Consider the following 17,601-nt stretch of genomic DNA (forward strand, 5'->3'; position numbering starts at 1 on the left):
CGCGTTCCCCTCCCTACTCGTTTGTTGAGAGCGACAGCCTGGCACATGTGTGCGAGAGGGTGCGGGGCGGGCGTCGCGGAGAGTCCGGTCAGGAGCCGGGCCGGCGCCGGGCTGAGTCGGCACCGGGACCGGAGTCGGTCCTGGGGCAAGGCTGTTCACGGGGACCCGGACGATCCCGGTCGATTCCTGACCGGTTCCATCGATTCCCGGCCGATTCCAGGGCGGGGCGAGCGGTTGCGGGTGGCGGTCATGGGCTGCCGCCCGCAACCGTCTGTCCGTACTCCGGTGCTGTCGGGCCGACCCCCGGTGCCATGACCGGCGCCGCGCGCCCGCCGGGGATTACGGGGCAGCCCTTAGTTCGCCTTCTTGTCCGAGGGCTCCTCGCTGGGCGCGAGCGACTTCCCGGACTCCTTGGACTCCGTCTTCCCGTCGGCCTTGTCCGAAGCGTCCGGCTTGCCTGATGCATCCGCCTTGGCGGTCTTGCTCGGCGCGTCCTGGTTCGCGTCCCCGGCGGCGACCGCGGCCACGGCCTCCTTGGCGGCCTTCTCGGCGCCCTTGAGGATGTCGTCGGCGGACGGCGCCTTTGCGCCCGCGTAACCGGCACCGTTGTAGGTGAGGGTGACGACGACGTTCCCCGTACGGGCGACGACCGTCGCGTACTTGAAGTCCTCGCCCGTCTTGGTGAGGTCGTACGTAATCTTGGACGCCTGCTCGCCGATGCCGGTGACGGGCGCCTCGGCGACCTTCTTCGCGCCCTCGGCCGCCTTGGCCTTGGTGACCTGCTTTGCGAACTCCTGCTGGGCGCGCTCGGCGCCGCTGCCCAGGGTCTGGTCCGAGTCGAAGCGGGTGAAGCCGACGTCGAGCCAGTGGTACTGGGAACCCTTCAGGCCCTTGTCGTCGAGGCCGTTCCAGGAGCAGCCGGCGCGGTGCGAGGTGTCGCTGGACTTGGCCGATGTGCCGCCCTTGGGCTTCGCTTCGGGAACCAGGGAGGAGATCGTCTTCTGACCGATCGACTTGCACGGGTCGGGAAGCTGGGCGAACTTTGCCGGTTCGACGCTCGGTTCCGTCTTGGTCGCCTCGGGCGAGGAGGAGGCCGAGCCCGAGTCCTTCGTGTCGCCGTCGGACGAGCAGCCGGCGACGACGAGCATCACCGGAACGGCGGCGCAGGCGAGTATGCGGGTGAGTCGCGGGGCTGAACGGTGCATGGTTCCTTCACTCGGTGGCTCGGCCGGCGGGGCGGGTTGCCGGGGTTCGGCATGGCCTGCCGGGTGGCCGGGCACGGTCGGTCGGCGGGTGCCGGGCGGGTGCCCGGCGGATGTTCCGGAGGGCCACCGTACGACGGACGGGGCTCGGGCGTTGCCCCGGACGGGGGTGTGCGCAGCGCAGTCGGCGCCGGTCCGGGGCACGGAGGACGCGGCTACTCGCCGAACTTCTCGACCAGCTTCCGGGCCAGCGACCGTGCTCTTTCCTGCAGTTCCTTGCTGTCCGGGATCGCGGTGGGGACGGTCGGCTGCTCGGCGTACTCGACGGTCACGACGACGTTCGATGTGCGAAACACCACGCTCACCGTGCGGTTCTGGGCGGTGGAACTGGCGCGGACGAGCCGGTCGTCCAGGAACGCGCTGTCCCCGAGGCCGTCGAGGGTGCGCGGCAGCAGGCCCTCGTCGCCTTTGTTCTCATCGGGCTCTTTCTCGCCCTTGTCCTTGTCCTTGCCCTTGTCGTGGTCGGTGGGGGACGGGTCGGACGCGGCGTGCGGGACGGTGCCCGACGGGGGCGGAGTCTGCTCTTCCGTACTGTCGGGTGTGGCGGACGGCACGGAGAGACCGACGGCGGTCGCCTTCTTCGCATACACCTCGCGGGCGCGGTCGTCGTCGCTCACCGAGGGGTCGTAGGACACGACGCGTTCGAAGTCGACGGAGAGGATGTGCGAGGTGCCGGGGGCCTCGGCCTTCCAGCGGCAGCCGACCCGGCGGTCGGTGTCGTACGTGACGGCCGCCGTGCCCTTGTACGCCTTCTCCTGCTGGTCCTCGGGAAGTTCGGCCGCGCCCGGGAGCAGGTCCTTCAGCGAGGACGGGGAGACGGCGCGGCAAGCGTCCAGAAGCGTGCGGTACTTGCCGGGGGCCGCCGTGGTGGCGGTCGCCTCGCCGGGCTTGCCGTCGGCGGCCGAGCCGCCGGTTCCGGTGCCGGCGCTGCAGCCGACGACAAGCGCCGCCAGCAGTGCGGTGCCGGGTACGTACGCCATTCGCCGCACGGTCCTGGGCTCCCTTCACGCGAAAAGCGGTTGCCGCCCGATGGCGGCCGCTGGAGACAATGTGTATCGCACACGCCGCTGTGAACGCCGGTCGGCCGACTCATTTGCCGACCTTGGCGCCGGTTTTGCTCTTTCAGGCTTTTCGGGGGATTAGAGGAACTTATGTCGTATGTAGAGGTGCCGGGCGCCGAGGTCCCGATACGCATGTGGACCGATCCGGCGTCGATCGAGGACGCGGCGATGCGGCAGCTGCGCAATGTAGCCACCCTGCCCTGGATCAAGGGGCTCGCCGTCATGCCGGACGTCCATTTCGGCAAGGGGGCGACGGTCGGTTCGGTGATCGCGATGAAGGACGCGGTCTGTCCGGCGGCGGTGGGCGTGGACATCGGCTGTGGAATGTCTGCTGTGAAGACGTCTCTGACGGCCAATGACCTGCCCGGCGACCTGTCCCGGCTGCGCTCGAAGATCGAGCAGGCCATTCCGGTGGGGCGCGCGATGCACGACGAAGCCGTCGAACCGGACGGGCTGTACGGCTTCCGCGCGCCGGGCTGGGACGACTTCTGGGCACGGTTCGACGGAGTGGCCGAAGAGGTCCGGTTTCGTCGGGAACGTGCCATGAAGCAGATGGGAACGCTCGGTTCGGGCAACCACTTCATCGAGTTCTGCCTTGATGAGTCGGGGTCGGTCTGGCTTATGCTGCATTCCGGTTCGCGGAACATCGGCAAGGAACTGGCCGACTTCCACATCGGGCAGGCGCAGAAGCTGCCGCACAACCAGGACCTGATCGACCGTGACCTCGCGGTGTTCATCGCCGACACCCCGCAGATGGCGGCCTACCGGAACGACTTGTTCTGGGCGCAGGAGTACGCGAAGCACAATCGCGCAGTCATGATGGCGCTCTTTCAGAACGTGGTCCGCAAGGAATTCAAGAAGGCCAAGGTCACGTTTGAGCCGGTCATCTCCTGCCACCACAACTACGTGGCGGAGGAGCGGTACGACGGTATGGACCTGCTGGTCACCAGGAAGGGCGCGATCCGCGCGGGCTCCGGCGACTTCGGGATCATCCCGGGCTCCATGGGGACGGGTTCGTACATCGTGAAGGGCCTCGGGAACGAGAAGTCCTTCAACTCGGCCTCGCACGGCGCCGGCCGCAAGATGAGCCGGGGCGCCGCGAAGCGGCGCTTCTCGACGCGCGACCTGGAGGACCAGACCCGAGGTGTGGAGTGCCGCAAGGACTCCGGCGTCGTGGACGAGATCCCGGCGGCGTACAAGCCGATCGAGCAGGTCATCGAGCAGCAGCGGGACCTGGTGCAGGTCGTTGCCAAGCTCAAGCAGGTGGTGTGCGTCAAGGGCTGAGCGCCCGGAACGCATGTCATGTCACCCACCGCCACGGGGGAGCGGTGGGTTTCTGCTGTGGGGCGTGGGCGTGGGCGTGGGCTTGGGCATGGGCGTGGCTGTGGGGGTGAGCTTGGCGGGCTCGGGGCCTCGTCGGGACTCAGGGGCTTGTCCGGGGCTGAGGGGCTGAGCGGCTCAGGGGCTTGTTTGAGTCAGGCGGTGCGGTGGACCTTGGTGTTGGACGCCTGGGCGCGGGGGCGGACCACCAAGAGGTCGATGTTGACGTGGCTGGGGCGGGTGACGGCCCAGGTGATGGTGTCGGCCACGTCGTCGGCGGTGAGCGGGGCCTCGACGCCCTTGTACACCTTGGCCGCCTTCTCGGCGTCGCCGCGGAAGCGGGTGGTGGCGAACTCCTCCGTCTTGACCATGCCGGGGGCCACCTCGATGACGCGGACCGGGGTGCCGACGATCTCCAGGCGGAGGGTCTCGGCCAGGACGTGCTCTCCGTGCTTGGCGGCCACGTAACCGCCGCCGCCCTCGTAGGTGGCGTGACCCGCGGTGGAGGAGAGGATCACGATCGTGCCGTCGCCGCTCTCGGTGAGGGCGGGCAGCAGGGCTTGGGTGACGTTGAGCGTGCCGATGACGTTCGTCTCGTACATCCGGCGCCAGTCGGCGGGGTCGCCGGTGGCAACGGGGTCGGCGCCGAGTGCGCCGCCCGCGTTGTTGACCAGAACGGCGAGGCGGCGGAACGCGGTCGCGAACTCGTCCACGGCGGCGCGGTCGGTGACGTCCAGCGCGTAGGCCGTCGCCTGGTGGCCGGCCGCGTTGATCTCGGCGGCGAGCGCCTCGATGCGGTCCTTGCGGCGGGCGGTCAGCACCACGCGGTAGCCGGCGGCGGCCAGCTGTCGGGCGGTCGCGGCACCGATGCCGCTGCTCGCTCCGGTGACGACGGCGATCGGGGTGGCGGCCATGACGGTCTCCTCGGGCGGCTGATCGGTACCGGGTCAGGATAGGCGGGTGCGAGGGCGGTGCCCGTGCCCGGCAGTGGTTGTGCGGGGGCGGTGCCTGTACCCGGCGAGAAGGCGGAGAAGAAGGCACGCCGAACTAGTGGGTAAATATGGATGATTCCGGCTCATAGGTATCTTCGGTGCATGGCAATGACACGTAGAGCCGCGCCCGTGGTGTCCGGCGTCGGTGTGACCGTGGCCGTGGCTCTGGCCGTGGTCGTCGTACTGGCGACGGGCCGTGCCGCCGCGGCCGGGTCCACGGCCGGGCCGATGGCGGATGCGGATGTGGTGGCGGATGTGGCGAACGCGTCGGTGATCGGTGGTATCGCGCCCGAGGCCGACGTATCGCACCACGGACATGTCTCGTTGTGGGGGACGGGGCTCGGGGTCTGGGTGCAGAGCCGGAACCACGGCCCCTCGAACCTGGACGGTGTGACCGTGCGGGTGCGCACATCGGTACCGCTCTTTGGGCATCAGGAACTGTCCCAGGGCTGCCTTCAGGCCGACCACCGGACCGTGCTGTGCCGGACGGGCGCCCTGCGCGCGGATGCACGTGAAGCGCGGCAACTGGCTCTCGGGCTGCAGCTGGCGGGGCGGCCGGATGAGGTTGTCGTGCGTATCGACACCCTGTGGAACGGAGGGGCCACTGACCGGAACCCGGAGAACAACGAGCACGAGGTACTGGCTCCGGCCACCGGGGACGAGTATGTGTTCTGACGCTTTGTAGGTACAGGGCCGGTGCCGGTGGTGGGGCCGAGGGCGGTGTCGGGGGAGGTATCGGGGCAGGTGCCGGTGGTGGGGGCTGGAGGCGGGGCGGGGCGTGTGCCGCAGGGGTGGGCGGGTTCATCGGGCGAGCGCGGTTTGCAGGCCCGCCGCGTCGGGGTGGTCGGCCGCCCAGGCGATGTAGCCGTCCGGCCGGATGAGCAGGGCGGTGGTGCGGTCGCCCTCCCAGTGGGCGTGTACGAGCGGCGTGGGCGATGCCGGGGGTGGGGTGCCGACGGGCGTCACGAGGACGAAGGTGCCGTCGCGGAGCAACTGGTGGAGGCGGCCCTCGCGCAGGCCCAGGTCCGGTGCTCGCTTCGCGGTCAGGGGGTGGGCTCCGTTCGGGGGTGCGTAGGAGATCGAGAGTCCGGAGACCATGCCGATGGCTTTGTCCGAGGCGGTCCGGAACGTGGACAGCACCGTGGTGGCGGCTGCGCGGGCCGTTCGCTGGAGCGGCGATTTCGCCATGGCGAGGCGGATGAGTGCTCCACTGGAGCGAAGGACTTGTGTGCCGACCGGGTGGCGTTCCCCGTGATAGCTGTCGAGGAGCGCCTCGGGGGAGTTCGTGCGCCCGTGCAGGACCGCCGCGAGCTTCCAGGAGAGGTTGGCGGCGTCCTGAAGGCCCGTGTTCATGCCTTGCCCGCCCGCGGGTGAGTGGACATGGGCGGCGTCCCCGGCGAGAAAGACTCGCCCCGTGCGGTAGGCGGGCACCTGGCGCTCCTCGCTGTGGAAGCGGGAGATCCAGCGTGCGTCATGCATGCCGAAGTCGGTGCCGAGGGCACGGCGGGTGACCCCGCGCAGTTCGTCGAGGTCCACAGGGGCGCTGTCGGCGGGCTGATGCCCGCGGTCCCAGCCCATCACGCGGTACCAGCCGTCGCCGAAGGGGGCGATGAAGGAGAAGGCGTCCCCGTCCCCGTCGACCGTCAGAACGCCGGGCGGTTCCTCGGCGAGCCGGACGTCCGCGAGGACGAGCGACCGGATCACGGAGGTGCCGGGGAAGGGGAGGCCGAGCGCTTCACGGACCTGGCTGCGCACCCCGTCGGTGCCGACGAGGTAGCGGGCTTCGACCGTGCTCGTGCCACCGTCGGCCTCGCGCAGTTCGGCGGTGACCGTGTCGGATGCGGTGTCCTGGTGGAGCGAGGTCAGCCGCGTCTCGTGGCGGAAGCGGACGCCCGCGGCACGGGCGCGGCGCTCCAGTAGGCGCTCCATCTCGTACTGAGGGGTGATCAGCACGAACGGGAAGCGGGTGCGCATCCCGGAGAGATCGAGCGAGAGCCTGCCGAAGAAGCGTATGGCGGAGAGGGGGGTGCCGGATCCGACGAGTTCGTCGGCCAGTCCGCGGGAGTCGAGCAGTTCGAGCGTGCGGGCGTGCACGGCGAACGCGCGCGTCATATTGCTGATCCCGCGCGGGCGGCGCTCCACGAGCGTGACCGAGAGCCCTTGGGAGGCCAGGTCGCCCGCGAGCAGCAGGCCGGTGGGGCCGGCGCCCACGACGAGTGCGTCGACGGTTTCGGGTGCGGTGCTCGGGGTGCTGGTCATGACTGCCTCCTGGGCCCGGTCGTCAGCTGTCGCCTTGATGCCAACGCGCATTGGTCAACGCATGTTGGTCAACGCTCGTTGGCAACGGTAGTCCTGTCGGGTCTGGAGTGTCAACGCTTGTTGGCCTACAGTTGTTGGTGTGAAGACGAAGCCCGCTGCCCCGCGCCGTTCGGACGCCACCAAGGCCGCAATCCTCGAAGCCGCGCGCGAGAGATTCGCCGCCGATGGCTATGAGCGCGCCACCATCCGGGCCATCGCCCGGGACGCGAACATCGACCCGTCGATGGTCATGCGCTATTACGGGAACAAGGAGGGGCTGCTCGCGGCCGCTTTCGAGATCGATCTGCACGTGCCGGACCTGGGGGCACTGCCGGGCAAGCACATCGGCGCCGTAGTCGTCGCGCATTTCCTGGACCGGTGGGAGGGTGACGACGTGCTCACCGCCCTGCTCAGGGTGGGGGTCACCCATGAGGCGGGGGCCGAGCGGATGAAAGAGGTCTTCGCCGAGCAGTTGGGCCGGATAGCCGTCGGCGTGTGCCCCGACCCGGCCGACGCCCGGCGCCGGGCGGCTCTCGTGGCCTCGCAGATCCTGGGCATGGCCCTCGCGCGTTACGTCCTGCGCATCGAGCCCGCCGTAGCGATGTCGCGCGAGGAGGTGGTCGCCTGGCTCGCACCCACCATTCAGCGGTATCTGACCGCGGAGGGGCCATAGCGCGGCCCGGAGCGAGGAGCGAGGGGGCGAGGAGCGAGGGGGCGAGGAGCGAGGGGGCGAGGAGCGAGGGGGGCGAAGGGCGAGGAGCGAGGGGCGAACGGAAAGGGGCGAGGGCCGGGCGCGTGTGCTGGGGCGGACCGTCAGCCGGTGGCCCCGGTGGCCCCAGTGGTCTTGGAGGCCCCGGAGCTCTCGGCCGGGTCCGAGGGTGCGCTGTCGGCGCCGTCCTGCGGGATGTCGCCCGGGGCGTTCCCGCTGCCGTTCTCCCCGTCGGGCCCCGGGGCGTCGTCCGGGACGGCGGCGGGTGCGAAATCGCGAAGTGCCTTCGCGACGATCGTGTCCAGGTGGGAGTGGTGGGCGCCCCGCCAGTAGACGCGGTCGCACTCCGTGCACTGCGCGAAGACGTCGTATGAGCGTCGGGTGCCGTGTTCCAGCAGGTCGCTGACGGATTCCTTGTCGGCCGGCTTCAGCGGGCCGTTGCAGGCCGTGCAGCGGGTCCAGGGCGCCAGACGCGGGGCGAAGCGCTCCAGCACGTCGCGCAGTTGGTCCTCCGGCCGGTCGCTGTAGACGTACGCCCCGGCCCAGATCTCCCGCCGGTGCAGAAGTCCGCGGTCCCGGGAGAGCAGCACCCGGCGTTCGTCCGCCGACTGGGCGGCCAGCGCGGCGTCGCCGATGTCCTCGCTCTCGTACGCCGCGTCGACGCCCAGCAGCCTCAGCCGCCGGGCGAGCGTGCCGAGGTGGACGTCGAGCAGGAACCGCAGGGGCGCCCCGGGAACGCGCTGCGGGCGTTCCACGGCACGTACCTGGACCGTTTCGCCCGCGCCGGGGATGTGCGATACGGACACGGGACGGCCGTCGACCAGAAGTTGCCCGGCCTCCGTGAGCGGGATCCCGAGCGACTCCACGACATGACCGAGGGTGGAGGAGCCGTCGGTGGCCACGGTCGAGCGTCCCCGGCGGCGATCATGGGAGACGAAAGGGCGCAGCTCGGGAGCGACTTCGAATTGGATCTCGGGTCCGTTCACCTCGTAAGGATGTCACCGGACACGCCACACCAGCCAGGGGATTCCGTGCCGGGACCCGACGCGTGAGCGAGCTCGGGCGGGTGGCGCCGGGGGAAGGCCGTCTCAGCCGTGCCGGCTGAAGGCCGTCTTCGGGTCGGGCGAGCATGGGGCGGAGGCCGTTCAGCGGTCAGTGCTGGGCGAAGGCCGTGGGGGAGACGCCGACCGTGGCCGTGAAATCCCTGATCAGGTGGGCCTGATCGCTGTATCCGAGCTCCGCCGCGAGCGCCGCCCAGTCCACGTCCGGGCCTGATTCGGCGCGTTCCAGTGCCTCGTGGATGCGGTAGCGGAGGATGACCCACTTGGGGCCGACGCCGACGTACAGGGCGAAGAGCCGTTGCAGCGAGCGGGGCGACAGCCCCCCGGCACGGGCGAGCGCGTCGACCCGGCGCACCGTGCGGTCCGCGCGCACCAGGTCGACCAGGGCCATCGCGCGGTCGGCCTGCGGGTCCGGTTCCGGGCCCAGCGCCAGCAGGTACGCGTCGAGCGCCGCGACCCGGGCGTCCTCGTCGGCCGGGTCCAGGACGGCCGACGGCGGAGCGGACGGGGTGAACACCTCGCCGACGGGAAGACGCCGCCCCGTCCAGTCGGAGACCGGCCGCCCCGGGGCGAACGGGCGGAACCCCCCGGGCCGGAACTGCACGCCGCAGACCCGGCCCCGTCCCTCCAGTTTCTGGACGAAGAGCTCCAGGCCGATGCCCGAGACCTCGGCGTACCCGGTGCCGTGCGCCAAAGGCGCCTCGTACCGCTGGAAGACCAGGTTCACGGACGGGTGCGGCACCAGATGGGAGGTGTAGGGCTGCTCCAGGTCCCAGTCGATGAGCCAGTAGTGCTCCAGGTACGGGCGCAGGACGGGAGCGGGCTCGCGGCGCCGGAAACGCACCTGCGCGAAGAGTTCGGCGGCGTCGACGATGCCCTTGGTATCGCGTCGAGGACCTGCCATGCCGACGATCCTACGGGCGCGGAGGGCGGGGATCCGGGCGGTGTCGCGTTTTTTCAAGCGTCGGGCCGCGGTGGCGTGCAGGCTCGACGCATGAAGAAGATCAGCGAGTTGCTCGAAGCGGCTGCCGACCGGGCCGTTCTCGTGGTGGACGGGATCAGCGACGCCGGCCTGGGGGACACCACGCCGTGTGCGGAGTACGACGTGCGGGACCTGATCAACCACCTCTTCCAGGTCGTCGTCAACTTCCAGATCCTGGCGGCCAAGGGAGAGGCCGACTTCGGTGAGACGCCAAAGTTCGTGACGGACGACTGGCGGGCCCGCTTTCGTGAGGAGACGGCGAAACTGGTGGTGGCCTGGGACGCGCCCGGCGCCGAGGACGGAACGACGGGGGCCATGGGGCTCCCGGCCAGAACCGTCGGGAACATGGTGCTGGGCGATCTGACCGTGCACGCCTGGGACCTGGCCCGGGCCACCGGTCAGGAGTTCGTCCCGGACGAGTCCGTGTTGAACGAGATCGGCCCCGCGCTGGCCGCGATGGCGCCGATGGCCCGGGAGGCGAAGGTGTTCGGCGAGGCGTACCCGGTACCGGAGGGGGCTGGTCCGTTCGAGCGCGTACTGGCGCTGACCGGCCGCGACCCGGGCTGGCGTCCGCCCCGTGCGTGATGCGCGTGATGTGTGTGACGCGCAGGATGCACGTGACGCATGTGACGTGCAGGACGTTTAGGACGTGCAGGGCGTGTAGGACACACGTGACGTGCGTGTCGGAGTGAATCGGGGACGGGGCCGCCGCTATCGCGTGTTCGGACGGTCGGCCCGCCTCGCCGCGTGTCACGCGTGATGTGCGTGACGCACGTGCCACCTGGGCACGGCCCAGCGGCGCCCTCCATCCAGCCGCGGCACTACCGACTCCACACGTGCAGGGCGTCACCGGTTGTCGACACCGTGTACCAGGTGCCATCGCCGAAGGCCTTGACGCCGCCGGATATCGGGAAGGGATAGGCGATCCGCGCGCTCACCTGCGGCGGCCCCGCCGCGTCCGTGCTCACCAGCCAGTGGCGTGGCTGGCCGTACTCCTCGTCCTGCTCCGTCGTCCCCGCGATGACGGTCTCCTCGTCGAGGAAGCCGCATCCGTAGTCCCAGAGCACCTCGTCCGCATCGGCTTCGGTGCCGGCCGCGGCCCAGCGGCGCGGTCAGCGTGGTGACAAGTCGCGCGGTGATCTCGGCCACGGGCCGTCCCTCCCCCTCGTGCATGGGCCCCTCCCCGTTCGCATCGCTGTGCATCGGTCCGAGAGGAACCGTACGACGGCGCACTGACAGCCGCTCACGCCGACGGCGGTGACGGGCTTGTTCGCGCATGTGCTCGTGTCCGGCCGGTGCGCACGCTCTCGCGCCGGGCCCGTTCGCGTGTGTCCGCGCTGGACCGTTCACGCGTTCCGCGGCGTGGGCGCGCGTATGCGTGCGGCGTGGGTTCGAGGGTGCGCGTATGCGTGGGTTCGGGGGTGCGCCGTAACGACCTGCCCGTGGCCGCGACGACGAGCCGGCCCCCATAGGGAGCGAGCGGAGAAACGGAACAACGAAATATGGAGCGAGTGGGGAACGAACCGCCTGATCGGCCGCCGCCGGGCGTGATCACGGTGCGGTCGGGACGTCGGCGCGGTAGGTGTCCGGGACGACCGCGACCGGGCAGGGCGCGTAATGCAGCATCGCGTGGTTCACGGGGCCGAGGTGGTGTCCGTGCGGTACGTGGTGTCCGTGCCGTCCGCCGCTCCGGCTCGCGCCGACGACGAGGAGTTCCGCTCCGACGGCGGCCTCCAGCAGTTTCTGGTGCACCGGCCCCCGCACGACCGACCGCTGGATGACGACGCCGGAGGAGGAAGCGCTTGGGTCCAGTGCCGCGAGCACGGCCTCCAGGTGTTCCTCGGCCTGCCGGTGATGGGCGGCGGCGGGGGAGCCGACGAGCAGCGGATGGCTCCTGGCCTCGTGGGCGGGGCAGCGCCAGGCCCGTACGGCGACCAGCTCACCGTGCCGCGCCGCCGCATGGGCGAGCGCGAAGAAGGCCGCCGACGCCGGTTTCTCGGCATCGCTGATCCCGACGACGACCCGACCGGGCCACGGCGGTGTGCTGGGCGCCCGCGCCGGGACCACTACGACCGGGCAGTGGGACCGGTTCGCGAGCGTGAGGCTGACGGACCCCAGGAGCATCCCGGCGATCCGGCCCCGGCCTCGGGAGCCGAGGACCACCGTGGCGGCCCCGTGGCTCTCCCCGATGAGCGCGTCCACCGGGTCCTCGGGCCGCACATCGACCGCCACTTCCACCTTCGGTCCGAGCCGCCGCGCGCGCTCCCGTGCCTGGGCGACGAGATGCTCGGCCAGGACCTCCTCGGCAGGACGCTCGGCGTCGGAGGCGGGATGCGTGCCTTCGTAGTGCTCCCACAGCGAGGCGTGGACCACGCGCAGGGGCAGCCCCGAGCGCATCGCTTCCGCCACCGCCCAGTCGAGGGCGCGGAGGCTGCCCTCCGACCCGTCAACTCCGACGACCACGGGACGTCGTATCGCTTCCACGGCCATCCGTCCTTCGTCGTTCCTCTTCCGCACGCCGTCTCTCTGTCCGCGCGCCGCTTCTCTTCCGGGCGCCGCTTCTCTTCCGGGCGCCGGGTGGCACGCTCGGGCCGTCGGCGTTCCCGCCCCTGCCGTTCCCGCCCCTTGCTGTTCCCGGTCGGTGGGGTGGAGTGGGGCAGGTCTGCCGACTTGTCCGGTCCGGCGTGCTTCCCTGGCCCGCCGATGCCCCCGGCTGCCGTGCGTGCCCGGCCGCCGTGCGGGCGCGGTCCGCCGGTGTGCTCGCGCGCCCTGTGCTACGGCTCGATCGTCAGCACCTGGGCCGTCGGGCGCCGCGGTGTACGCGGCCCCGTCGGTCCGTACCCCAGGCGGACGATCATCTGCGCGTGCCCCGAGCCGAAGACCGGGTCGCGCAACAGCCACCGCAGGTCCGGCCACTCGACGGGCTGGGTCGAGAACGACGTGGACACGCCGTGGAGCGTGGCCAGGAGCAGTACCCGTTCCAGCGCCTGACCGGCGTGCAGCCAGTCGACGGAGTGGTCGCTCGATGTGCTCAGCAGAGCCAGTTGGGGCCGTTCCTCGAACGCGACGCGCGGTCGGCCGGGCAGGACGCCGGTCCCCACGAAGTCGCGGGTGGTCGCCCGCTCGGAGGCATCGCGCGGACCGAACGCGTAGTCCGGGATGCCGTCGACGGGCGCCTCGGTCTTCGTGTCCCGGGTCCAGTGGTGCTGCTCCGCCTCCCGTTCCCGATCCCCGCGGTCGTACCCCTCCGCGTCCCGGATCAGCCCCAGCACGGTCTCCAGATGCGACGAGGCCAGGAAGGAGAAGTCCGCGCCCTCGACGCGGGCCGCCTCGGTGAGGAGCGCGCGGACGTCCTCCGGGATCAGTTGGTCGTCGAACGGGTAGCGGCTGGTGTGCCGCTCCCGGATCGCGGGGTACAGCGCGGCGAGTGCCTCGTCCTCGGGGGCCGGCCGGGCGTCCGCTCGGACGCCGAGCCGGACGGAGGCCAGGACGGCGGGTGCCGACGGCTCGGGCAGCAGCGCGGTGACGGTGTCCAGGCCGCGGTGGGCGGCGGACACCCGAAGGTTGAGCAGGGCCGCACCGCAGCCCACGTGCAGCGCGCGGGTCGCGGGATCCTCTTCCGGCAGTGCGCGGTCGAGGTCCGCGAGGAGGGTGAGCGTATGCCCCGCACGCGTATAGCGGAACTGCCAGGGCTGGGCGTTGTGCATGGACGGGGCGGCAGTGGCATCGGCGACGAGGCCGGTCAGCGTCGCGTCGTCGAGTGACCTGGGCATCGTGACTCCCGGGTATCCGGAACGGTCGGTCGAGGGGCTCGGCCGTTCCTGGGTTCGGCTGGTCGGGGGATTTGGTCGGTTGAGCGGTTCGGTCGGTCCTGGAGGGGCTGGCGGTCCTGGCTGGTCCGGAGGGGCTAGCAGTCCTGGAGGGGCTGGCTGGTCTGGTCGGCCGGTCGGCCGGGTCGGTCCTGGCGTTCATCCGGATCCGGGGTGAGCGCTTTATTTGCCCGTTATAGGCATTTTGTTCCTTACTTCTGTTACGAACTCTCCCACGCCCCGGGCGCTTCCACGCCTCGGGCGGCCCCTGTTCGCAGGGGCGATCCCCGTGTTGTGCCCCGCCCGTACGGGCCGTACCGGGCGTACCGTGCCCGTACACCGGTCACGCCGGCCTCGTGCGCCGCTCACGCTTGGCTTGTGCGCGCCTTGTGTGCCGGGGCGCCTGTCTGTCGTGTGCGCCGGTCGCCGCCGTTGCGCCGGTCGCCGCCGTTGCCGCGTATGCCGCCGTGCCGCGTACACCGTCGTGTCCCGATGCCGCCGTGCCGCGTGCGCCGGGCGCGCCCACCCGTGCAGACGCGCCGTGCCCATGCGCCGGAACCGTGGTGCCATGGGAGGAACCCCCGACGAAGGGGCTGATGGAGGGACCGTCGAAGGGAACGCCCGCCCATGGCAGCCGCACCGTCCCTGGCACCGCCCCTGCGATTCGCACGGGCCGTCGTCCTCGACACCGACGGAGTGATCACCGACTCCGCCCACAGCCACGCCGCGGCCTGGAAGAAGGCGTTCGACGCCGTCCTCTCGGGCATCGAGGGACAGCCGCCCTTCGACGTCGTGGACGACTACCTGCGCCATGTCGACGGGCGGTCGCGGCGGGACGGTGCGGCGGCGTTCCTGGCGTCCCGGGGGCTGGACCTGCCCGAGGGCGGCCCCGACGACCCGCCGGGCACCGGGACGGTGTGGGCCGTCGCCGCCCGCAAGGACGAACTGTTCACGCGGGCGCTGCGCACCGAACGGGTCGAGGTCTGGCCCGGTACGGTCCGGCTGCTCGACGCGCTCTGCGACCGGGGGACGCCGTGCGCGGCCGTCTCGGCGTCCCGGCACGCGACGGAGCTGCTGTCGAGGGCCGGTCTCCTCGACCGGTTCGCCGCCGTGGTCGACGGGAACGAGGCGAGCCGGCTGCGGTTGCCGGGAAAGCCGGACCCGGCGCTCTTCGTGGAGGCGGCGCGGCGCTTGCGGGCACCGGTCCGGGACACGGCCGTGGTGGAGGACGCGCTGGCCGGTGTCGAGGCCGGCCGGCGCGGTGGGTTCGGACTCGTGATCGGTGTGGACCGCACCGGCGGCCCCGACAGCGCCGCCGCGCTGCGCCGCCACGGCGCCGATCTCGTGGTGTCCGATCCCGGTGACCTGTTGACCGCCGGAGCGGATGCCGGGGGAGACCGATGAACGACGCCTGGACCTGGTCGTACGAGGGGTACGACCCGCGGAAGGAGCGGCTCCGGGAGGCGCTGTGCACGCTCGGCAACGGCTACTTCGCCACCCGTGGCGCCGCGCCCGAGACGTCCGAGGGCTCCTCGCACTACCCCGGCACCTATGCGGCGGGCTGCTACAACCGGCTGACCTCCTCGGTGCGGGGCCGCAGTGTGGAGAACGAGGACCTGGTCAACCTGCCGAACTGGCTGCCGCTGCGCTACCGCATCCGCCCCGAGGGCGGCGAGGCGGGGCCGTGGCTCACCCCGGACCACGAGCAGCTCGTGGAGTACGGCCAGTGGCTCGACCTGAGCAGCGGCACGCTGACCCGCCGGTCCGTGTACGAGGACGGGGCGGGGCGGCGCCTGTGCGTGGAGCAGTGCCGGCTGGTGCACATGGGCGAACCGCATCTCGCCGCGCTGCGCACGGTGTTCCGGGCGTCGGGGTGGACAGGCGCGGTCGAGGTGGAGTCGGGGATCGACGGCGATGTCCGCAATGCCGGGGTCGAGAGGTACCGGGACCTGTCGAACCGGCATCTCACCGGCTGGGAGACCGGCACGCACGACGACGGCGTGGTGTCGCTGCGATGCCGCACGGTGGAGTCGGACATCGGGATCGCCCTGGCGGCCCGCACCCGGGCCGGGTACGGACCGGTCGGCACCCCTGACCCCGCCGAAACCGCCTCGGCCCCAACCACCCCCGCCCCGACCGCCCCTGCCTCGGGCCCGACCGCCCCTGCCTCGGCCTCGACAGCCCCCGCTCCGACCGCCCCCGCCCCGCAGTTCCGGCGGACGCCGATGTCGGTCTTCCAGCGGCTGGCGCTGCCGCTGAGCCCCGGGGCCGACACCGTCGTCGACAAGACGATCGCCCTCCACACCACGCGCGACCCCGCGATCGGCAGCCCGCTGCGGGCGGCGAAGGCCGCCGTGCGTACGGCACCCGGCTTCCCGGACCTGCTGGCCTCGCACCGACGGGCCTGGGCCGGCCTGTGGCGGCAGGTCCGGCTGGAGGTCCCCGGCGAAGCCGGACGCATTCTGCGGCTGCACCTCTTCCATGTGCTGCAGACGCTCTCCCCGCACACCGCCGAACTCGACGTGGGGGTTCCGGCGCGAGGGCTGCACGGCGAGGCGTACCGGGGGCATGTCTTCTGGGACGAACTGTTCGTCCTGCCCTTCCTCAACCTGCACCTCCCGGAGGTCTCCCGAGGGCTCCTCGACTACCGCCACCGGCGGCTGCCCGCCGCGTGCCGGGCGGCGCGCGAGGCGGGCAGGTCCGGGGCGATGTACCCCTGGCAGAGCGCCGGCACCGGACGCGAGGAGACCCAGGAGCTCCACCTCAACCCGCACTCCGGCCGCTGGCTGCCCGACCACTCCCGGCTCCAGCACCACGTCGGTTCGGCCGTCGCGTACAACGTGTGGCAGTACTGCCAGGCCACCGGGGACGTGGAGTACCTGCACTCCAAGGGCGCGGAGATGCTGCTGCAGATCGCCAGGTTCTGGGCGGCGAGCGCCACATGGGACGACTCGCGGGGCCGGTACCGCGTCCGCGGGGTCGTCGGCCCGGACGAGTACCACGACGCCTATCCGGGGGCCGGAACGGCGGGCCTCGACGACAACGCTTACACGAACGTGACGGCGGCCTGGGTCCTGTCGCGTGCGGCGGAGCTGTACCGCGACCTCCCCGCGAGCAGGCGGGGCCGACTGCTCGACCAGTTCCGGCTCGGCCCCGACGAACCGGAACGGTGGGAGGACATCTCCCACCGTCTGCGGGTGCCGTACCACCGGGGCGTCATCAGTCAGTTCGACGGCTACGGGGAGCTGGCCGAACTCGACTGGGAGGGGTACCGGAAGCGGTACCGGGACATCCGGCGGCTGGACCGGATCCTGGAGGCGGAGGGCGACAGCGTCAACCGGTACCAGGCGTCCAAACAGGCCGACGTGCTGATGCTGGGCTACCTCTTCTCTCCGCAGGAACTCGCCGGACTCTTCCGGCGGCTCGGGCAGCCGCTGGACGACGAGGTCTGGCGCTCAACCGTCGACTACTACCTCGCGCGCACCAGCCACGGATCCACGCTCAGCTCGCTGGTCCACGCCTGGGTGCTGGCCCGGGTCTGCCGCGACGAGGCGTGGATGTACTGCGAGGACGCGCTGGTCGGGGACGTGGCCGACGTCCAGGGCGGCACCACCGAGGAGGGCATCCACCTGGGTGCGATGGCGGGCACCCTCGATTTCGTACAGCGCGGAATGACCGGGCTGGAGACTCGCGAGGACGCGTTATGGCTCGACCCCGCCCCGCTGCCCCAGCTCTCGAAGTTCGAGACGCGCATCCGCTTCCGCCGGCACTGGGACGTGGACCTGCGGTTCAGGGCCGGACGCGTCCGGATCGCCGTACCGGACTCGCATCATCCGGCGGTCCGGGTGGTTCTCGGAGGCCACATCCATGTGATCGCGCCCGGCTCGGCCCGGTGGCTGGAGCTGCCCCCGGACTCCTCGCGGCTCCGCCCGTCGGCGTGACCGGCCGCCCGGTCCCCTGGTCGGAGCGGCTGCCCCGAACCCGGCCCACCGGCCGCACCACGGCGAACGCATCGAGGCGGCGACGGGATGCGGCGCGGGGCTTCGCCGCCCCGGCCGCCCGACGGCCCTCCTCGGGCACACGAGCAAGGGCGGGATCCGAAGGCCC

Annotated in this window: 14 protein-coding genes and 1 pseudogene; 6 read left to right on the forward strand and 9 right to left on the reverse strand. The window is 71.5% G+C overall.

Annotated elements, in window-relative coordinates:
- Nucleotides 1-353: 353 nt before the first annotated feature.
- Complete coding sequence (locus ACIHCL_RS28610) at nucleotides 354-1,205, reverse strand: DUF3558 family protein (protein WP_399866287.1); 852 nt, start codon at nucleotides 1,203-1,205, stop codon at nucleotides 354-356.
- Nucleotides 1,206-1,417: 212 nt separating this feature from the next.
- Nucleotides 1,418-2,242 carry a DUF3558 domain-containing protein gene (locus ACIHCL_RS28615; RefSeq protein ID WP_399866289.1) on the reverse strand — a complete coding sequence of 275 codons (825 nt, stop codon included), beginning with the start codon at nucleotides 2,240-2,242 and terminating at the stop codon, nucleotides 1,418-1,420.
- Nucleotides 2,243-2,413: 171 nt separating this feature from the next.
- Between ACIHCL_RS28615 and ACIHCL_RS28620 the strand changes: the two genes are divergently transcribed.
- Nucleotides 2,414-3,607, forward strand: coding sequence for an RtcB family protein (locus ACIHCL_RS28620; protein WP_399866290.1), 1,194 nt, complete (start codon nucleotides 2,414-2,416; stop codon nucleotides 3,605-3,607).
- Nucleotides 3,608-3,798: 191 nt separating this feature from the next.
- On the opposite strand, the gene ACIHCL_RS28625 is transcribed toward ACIHCL_RS28620, so the two are convergent.
- The gene (locus tag ACIHCL_RS28625) at nucleotides 3,799-4,557 is read right to left on the reverse strand and encodes an SDR family NAD(P)-dependent oxidoreductase (RefSeq protein WP_399866291.1); all 759 of its coding nucleotides are present in this window, start codon (nucleotides 4,555-4,557) and stop codon (nucleotides 3,799-3,801) included.
- A gap of 180 nt (nucleotides 4,558-4,737) precedes the next feature.
- Between ACIHCL_RS28625 and ACIHCL_RS28630 the strand changes: the two genes are divergently transcribed.
- Nucleotides 4,738-5,310 carry a hypothetical protein gene (locus tag ACIHCL_RS28630; RefSeq protein WP_399866292.1) on the forward strand — a complete coding sequence of 191 codons (573 nt, stop codon included), beginning with the start codon at nucleotides 4,738-4,740 and terminating at the stop codon, nucleotides 5,308-5,310.
- A gap of 126 nt (nucleotides 5,311-5,436) precedes the next feature.
- Here the strand turns inward: ACIHCL_RS28630 and ACIHCL_RS28635 are convergent, their stop codons facing one another.
- A complete protein-coding gene (locus ACIHCL_RS28635; protein WP_399866293.1) occupies nucleotides 5,437-6,894 on the reverse strand; it encodes an FAD-dependent monooxygenase in 1,458 nt (485 codons plus the stop codon).
- A 139-nt stretch (nucleotides 6,895-7,033) separates the two neighbouring features.
- On the opposite strand from ACIHCL_RS28635, the gene ACIHCL_RS28640 reads away from it, so the two are divergent.
- Nucleotides 7,034-7,606: a TetR family transcriptional regulator gene (locus tag ACIHCL_RS28640; RefSeq protein ID WP_399866295.1), complete on the forward strand. Its 573-nt coding sequence runs from the start codon at nucleotides 7,034-7,036 to the stop codon at nucleotides 7,604-7,606.
- 293 nt (nucleotides 7,607-7,899) lie between these two features.
- On the opposite strand, the pseudogene ACIHCL_RS28645 reads toward ACIHCL_RS28640, so the two are convergent.
- Both ACIHCL_RS28645 and ACIHCL_RS28650 read right to left on the reverse strand, forming a co-directional pair.
- Nucleotides 7,900-8,628 (reverse strand): annotated as a pseudogene (locus ACIHCL_RS28645) (Mut7-C RNAse domain-containing protein); the annotation flags it as partial.
- Nucleotides 8,629-8,794: 166 nt separating this feature from the next.
- A complete protein-coding gene (locus ACIHCL_RS28650) occupies nucleotides 8,795-9,607 on the reverse strand; it encodes a DUF6597 domain-containing transcriptional factor (RefSeq protein WP_399866296.1) in 813 nt (270 codons plus the stop codon).
- A 90-nt stretch (nucleotides 9,608-9,697) separates the two neighbouring features.
- Here ACIHCL_RS28650 and ACIHCL_RS28655 point away from each other — a divergent pair, with 90 nt between their 5' ends.
- Nucleotides 9,698-10,270 carry a TIGR03086 family metal-binding protein gene (locus ACIHCL_RS28655; RefSeq protein WP_399866298.1) on the forward strand — a complete coding sequence of 191 codons (573 nt, stop codon included), beginning with the start codon at nucleotides 9,698-9,700 and terminating at the stop codon, nucleotides 10,268-10,270.
- 236 nt (nucleotides 10,271-10,506) lie between these two features.
- Here the strand turns inward: ACIHCL_RS28655 and ACIHCL_RS28660 are convergent, their stop codons facing one another.
- The 3 genes from ACIHCL_RS28660 to ACIHCL_RS28670 form a co-directional block, all read right to left on the reverse strand.
- A complete protein-coding gene (locus tag ACIHCL_RS28660; RefSeq protein WP_399866300.1) occupies nucleotides 10,507-10,752 on the reverse strand; it encodes a hypothetical protein in 246 nt (81 codons plus the stop codon).
- Between the two features lie 484 nt (nucleotides 10,753-11,236).
- On the reverse strand, nucleotides 11,237-12,169 hold the full coding sequence (locus tag ACIHCL_RS28665; protein ID WP_399866302.1) for a universal stress protein: 933 nt from the start codon (nucleotides 12,167-12,169) through the stop codon (nucleotides 11,237-11,239).
- A 290-nt stretch (nucleotides 12,170-12,459) separates the two neighbouring features.
- Nucleotides 12,460-13,458, reverse strand: a complete 999-nt coding sequence (locus ACIHCL_RS28670) for an Acg family FMN-binding oxidoreductase (RefSeq protein ID WP_399866304.1) — start codon at nucleotides 13,456-13,458, stop codon at nucleotides 12,460-12,462.
- 663 nt (nucleotides 13,459-14,121) lie between these two features.
- Here ACIHCL_RS28670 and ACIHCL_RS28675 point away from each other — a divergent pair.
- The gene (locus ACIHCL_RS28675) at nucleotides 14,122-14,898 is read left to right on the forward strand and encodes an HAD family hydrolase (RefSeq protein ID WP_399866306.1); all 777 of its coding nucleotides are present in this window, start codon (nucleotides 14,122-14,124) and stop codon (nucleotides 14,896-14,898) included.
- On the forward strand, nucleotides 14,895-17,435 hold the full coding sequence (locus tag ACIHCL_RS28680; RefSeq protein WP_399866309.1) for a glycoside hydrolase family 65 protein: 2,541 nt from the start codon (nucleotides 14,895-14,897) through the stop codon (nucleotides 17,433-17,435). Before ACIHCL_RS28675 ends, ACIHCL_RS28680 begins: the two co-directional genes overlap by 4 nt.
- The last annotated feature ends 166 nt before the right edge of the window (nucleotides 17,436-17,601 follow it).

The organism is Streptomyces sp. NPDC052042 (genome assembly GCF_044548345.1).
Taxonomy (GTDB): Bacteria; Actinomycetota; Actinomycetes; order Streptomycetales; family Streptomycetaceae; genus Streptomyces.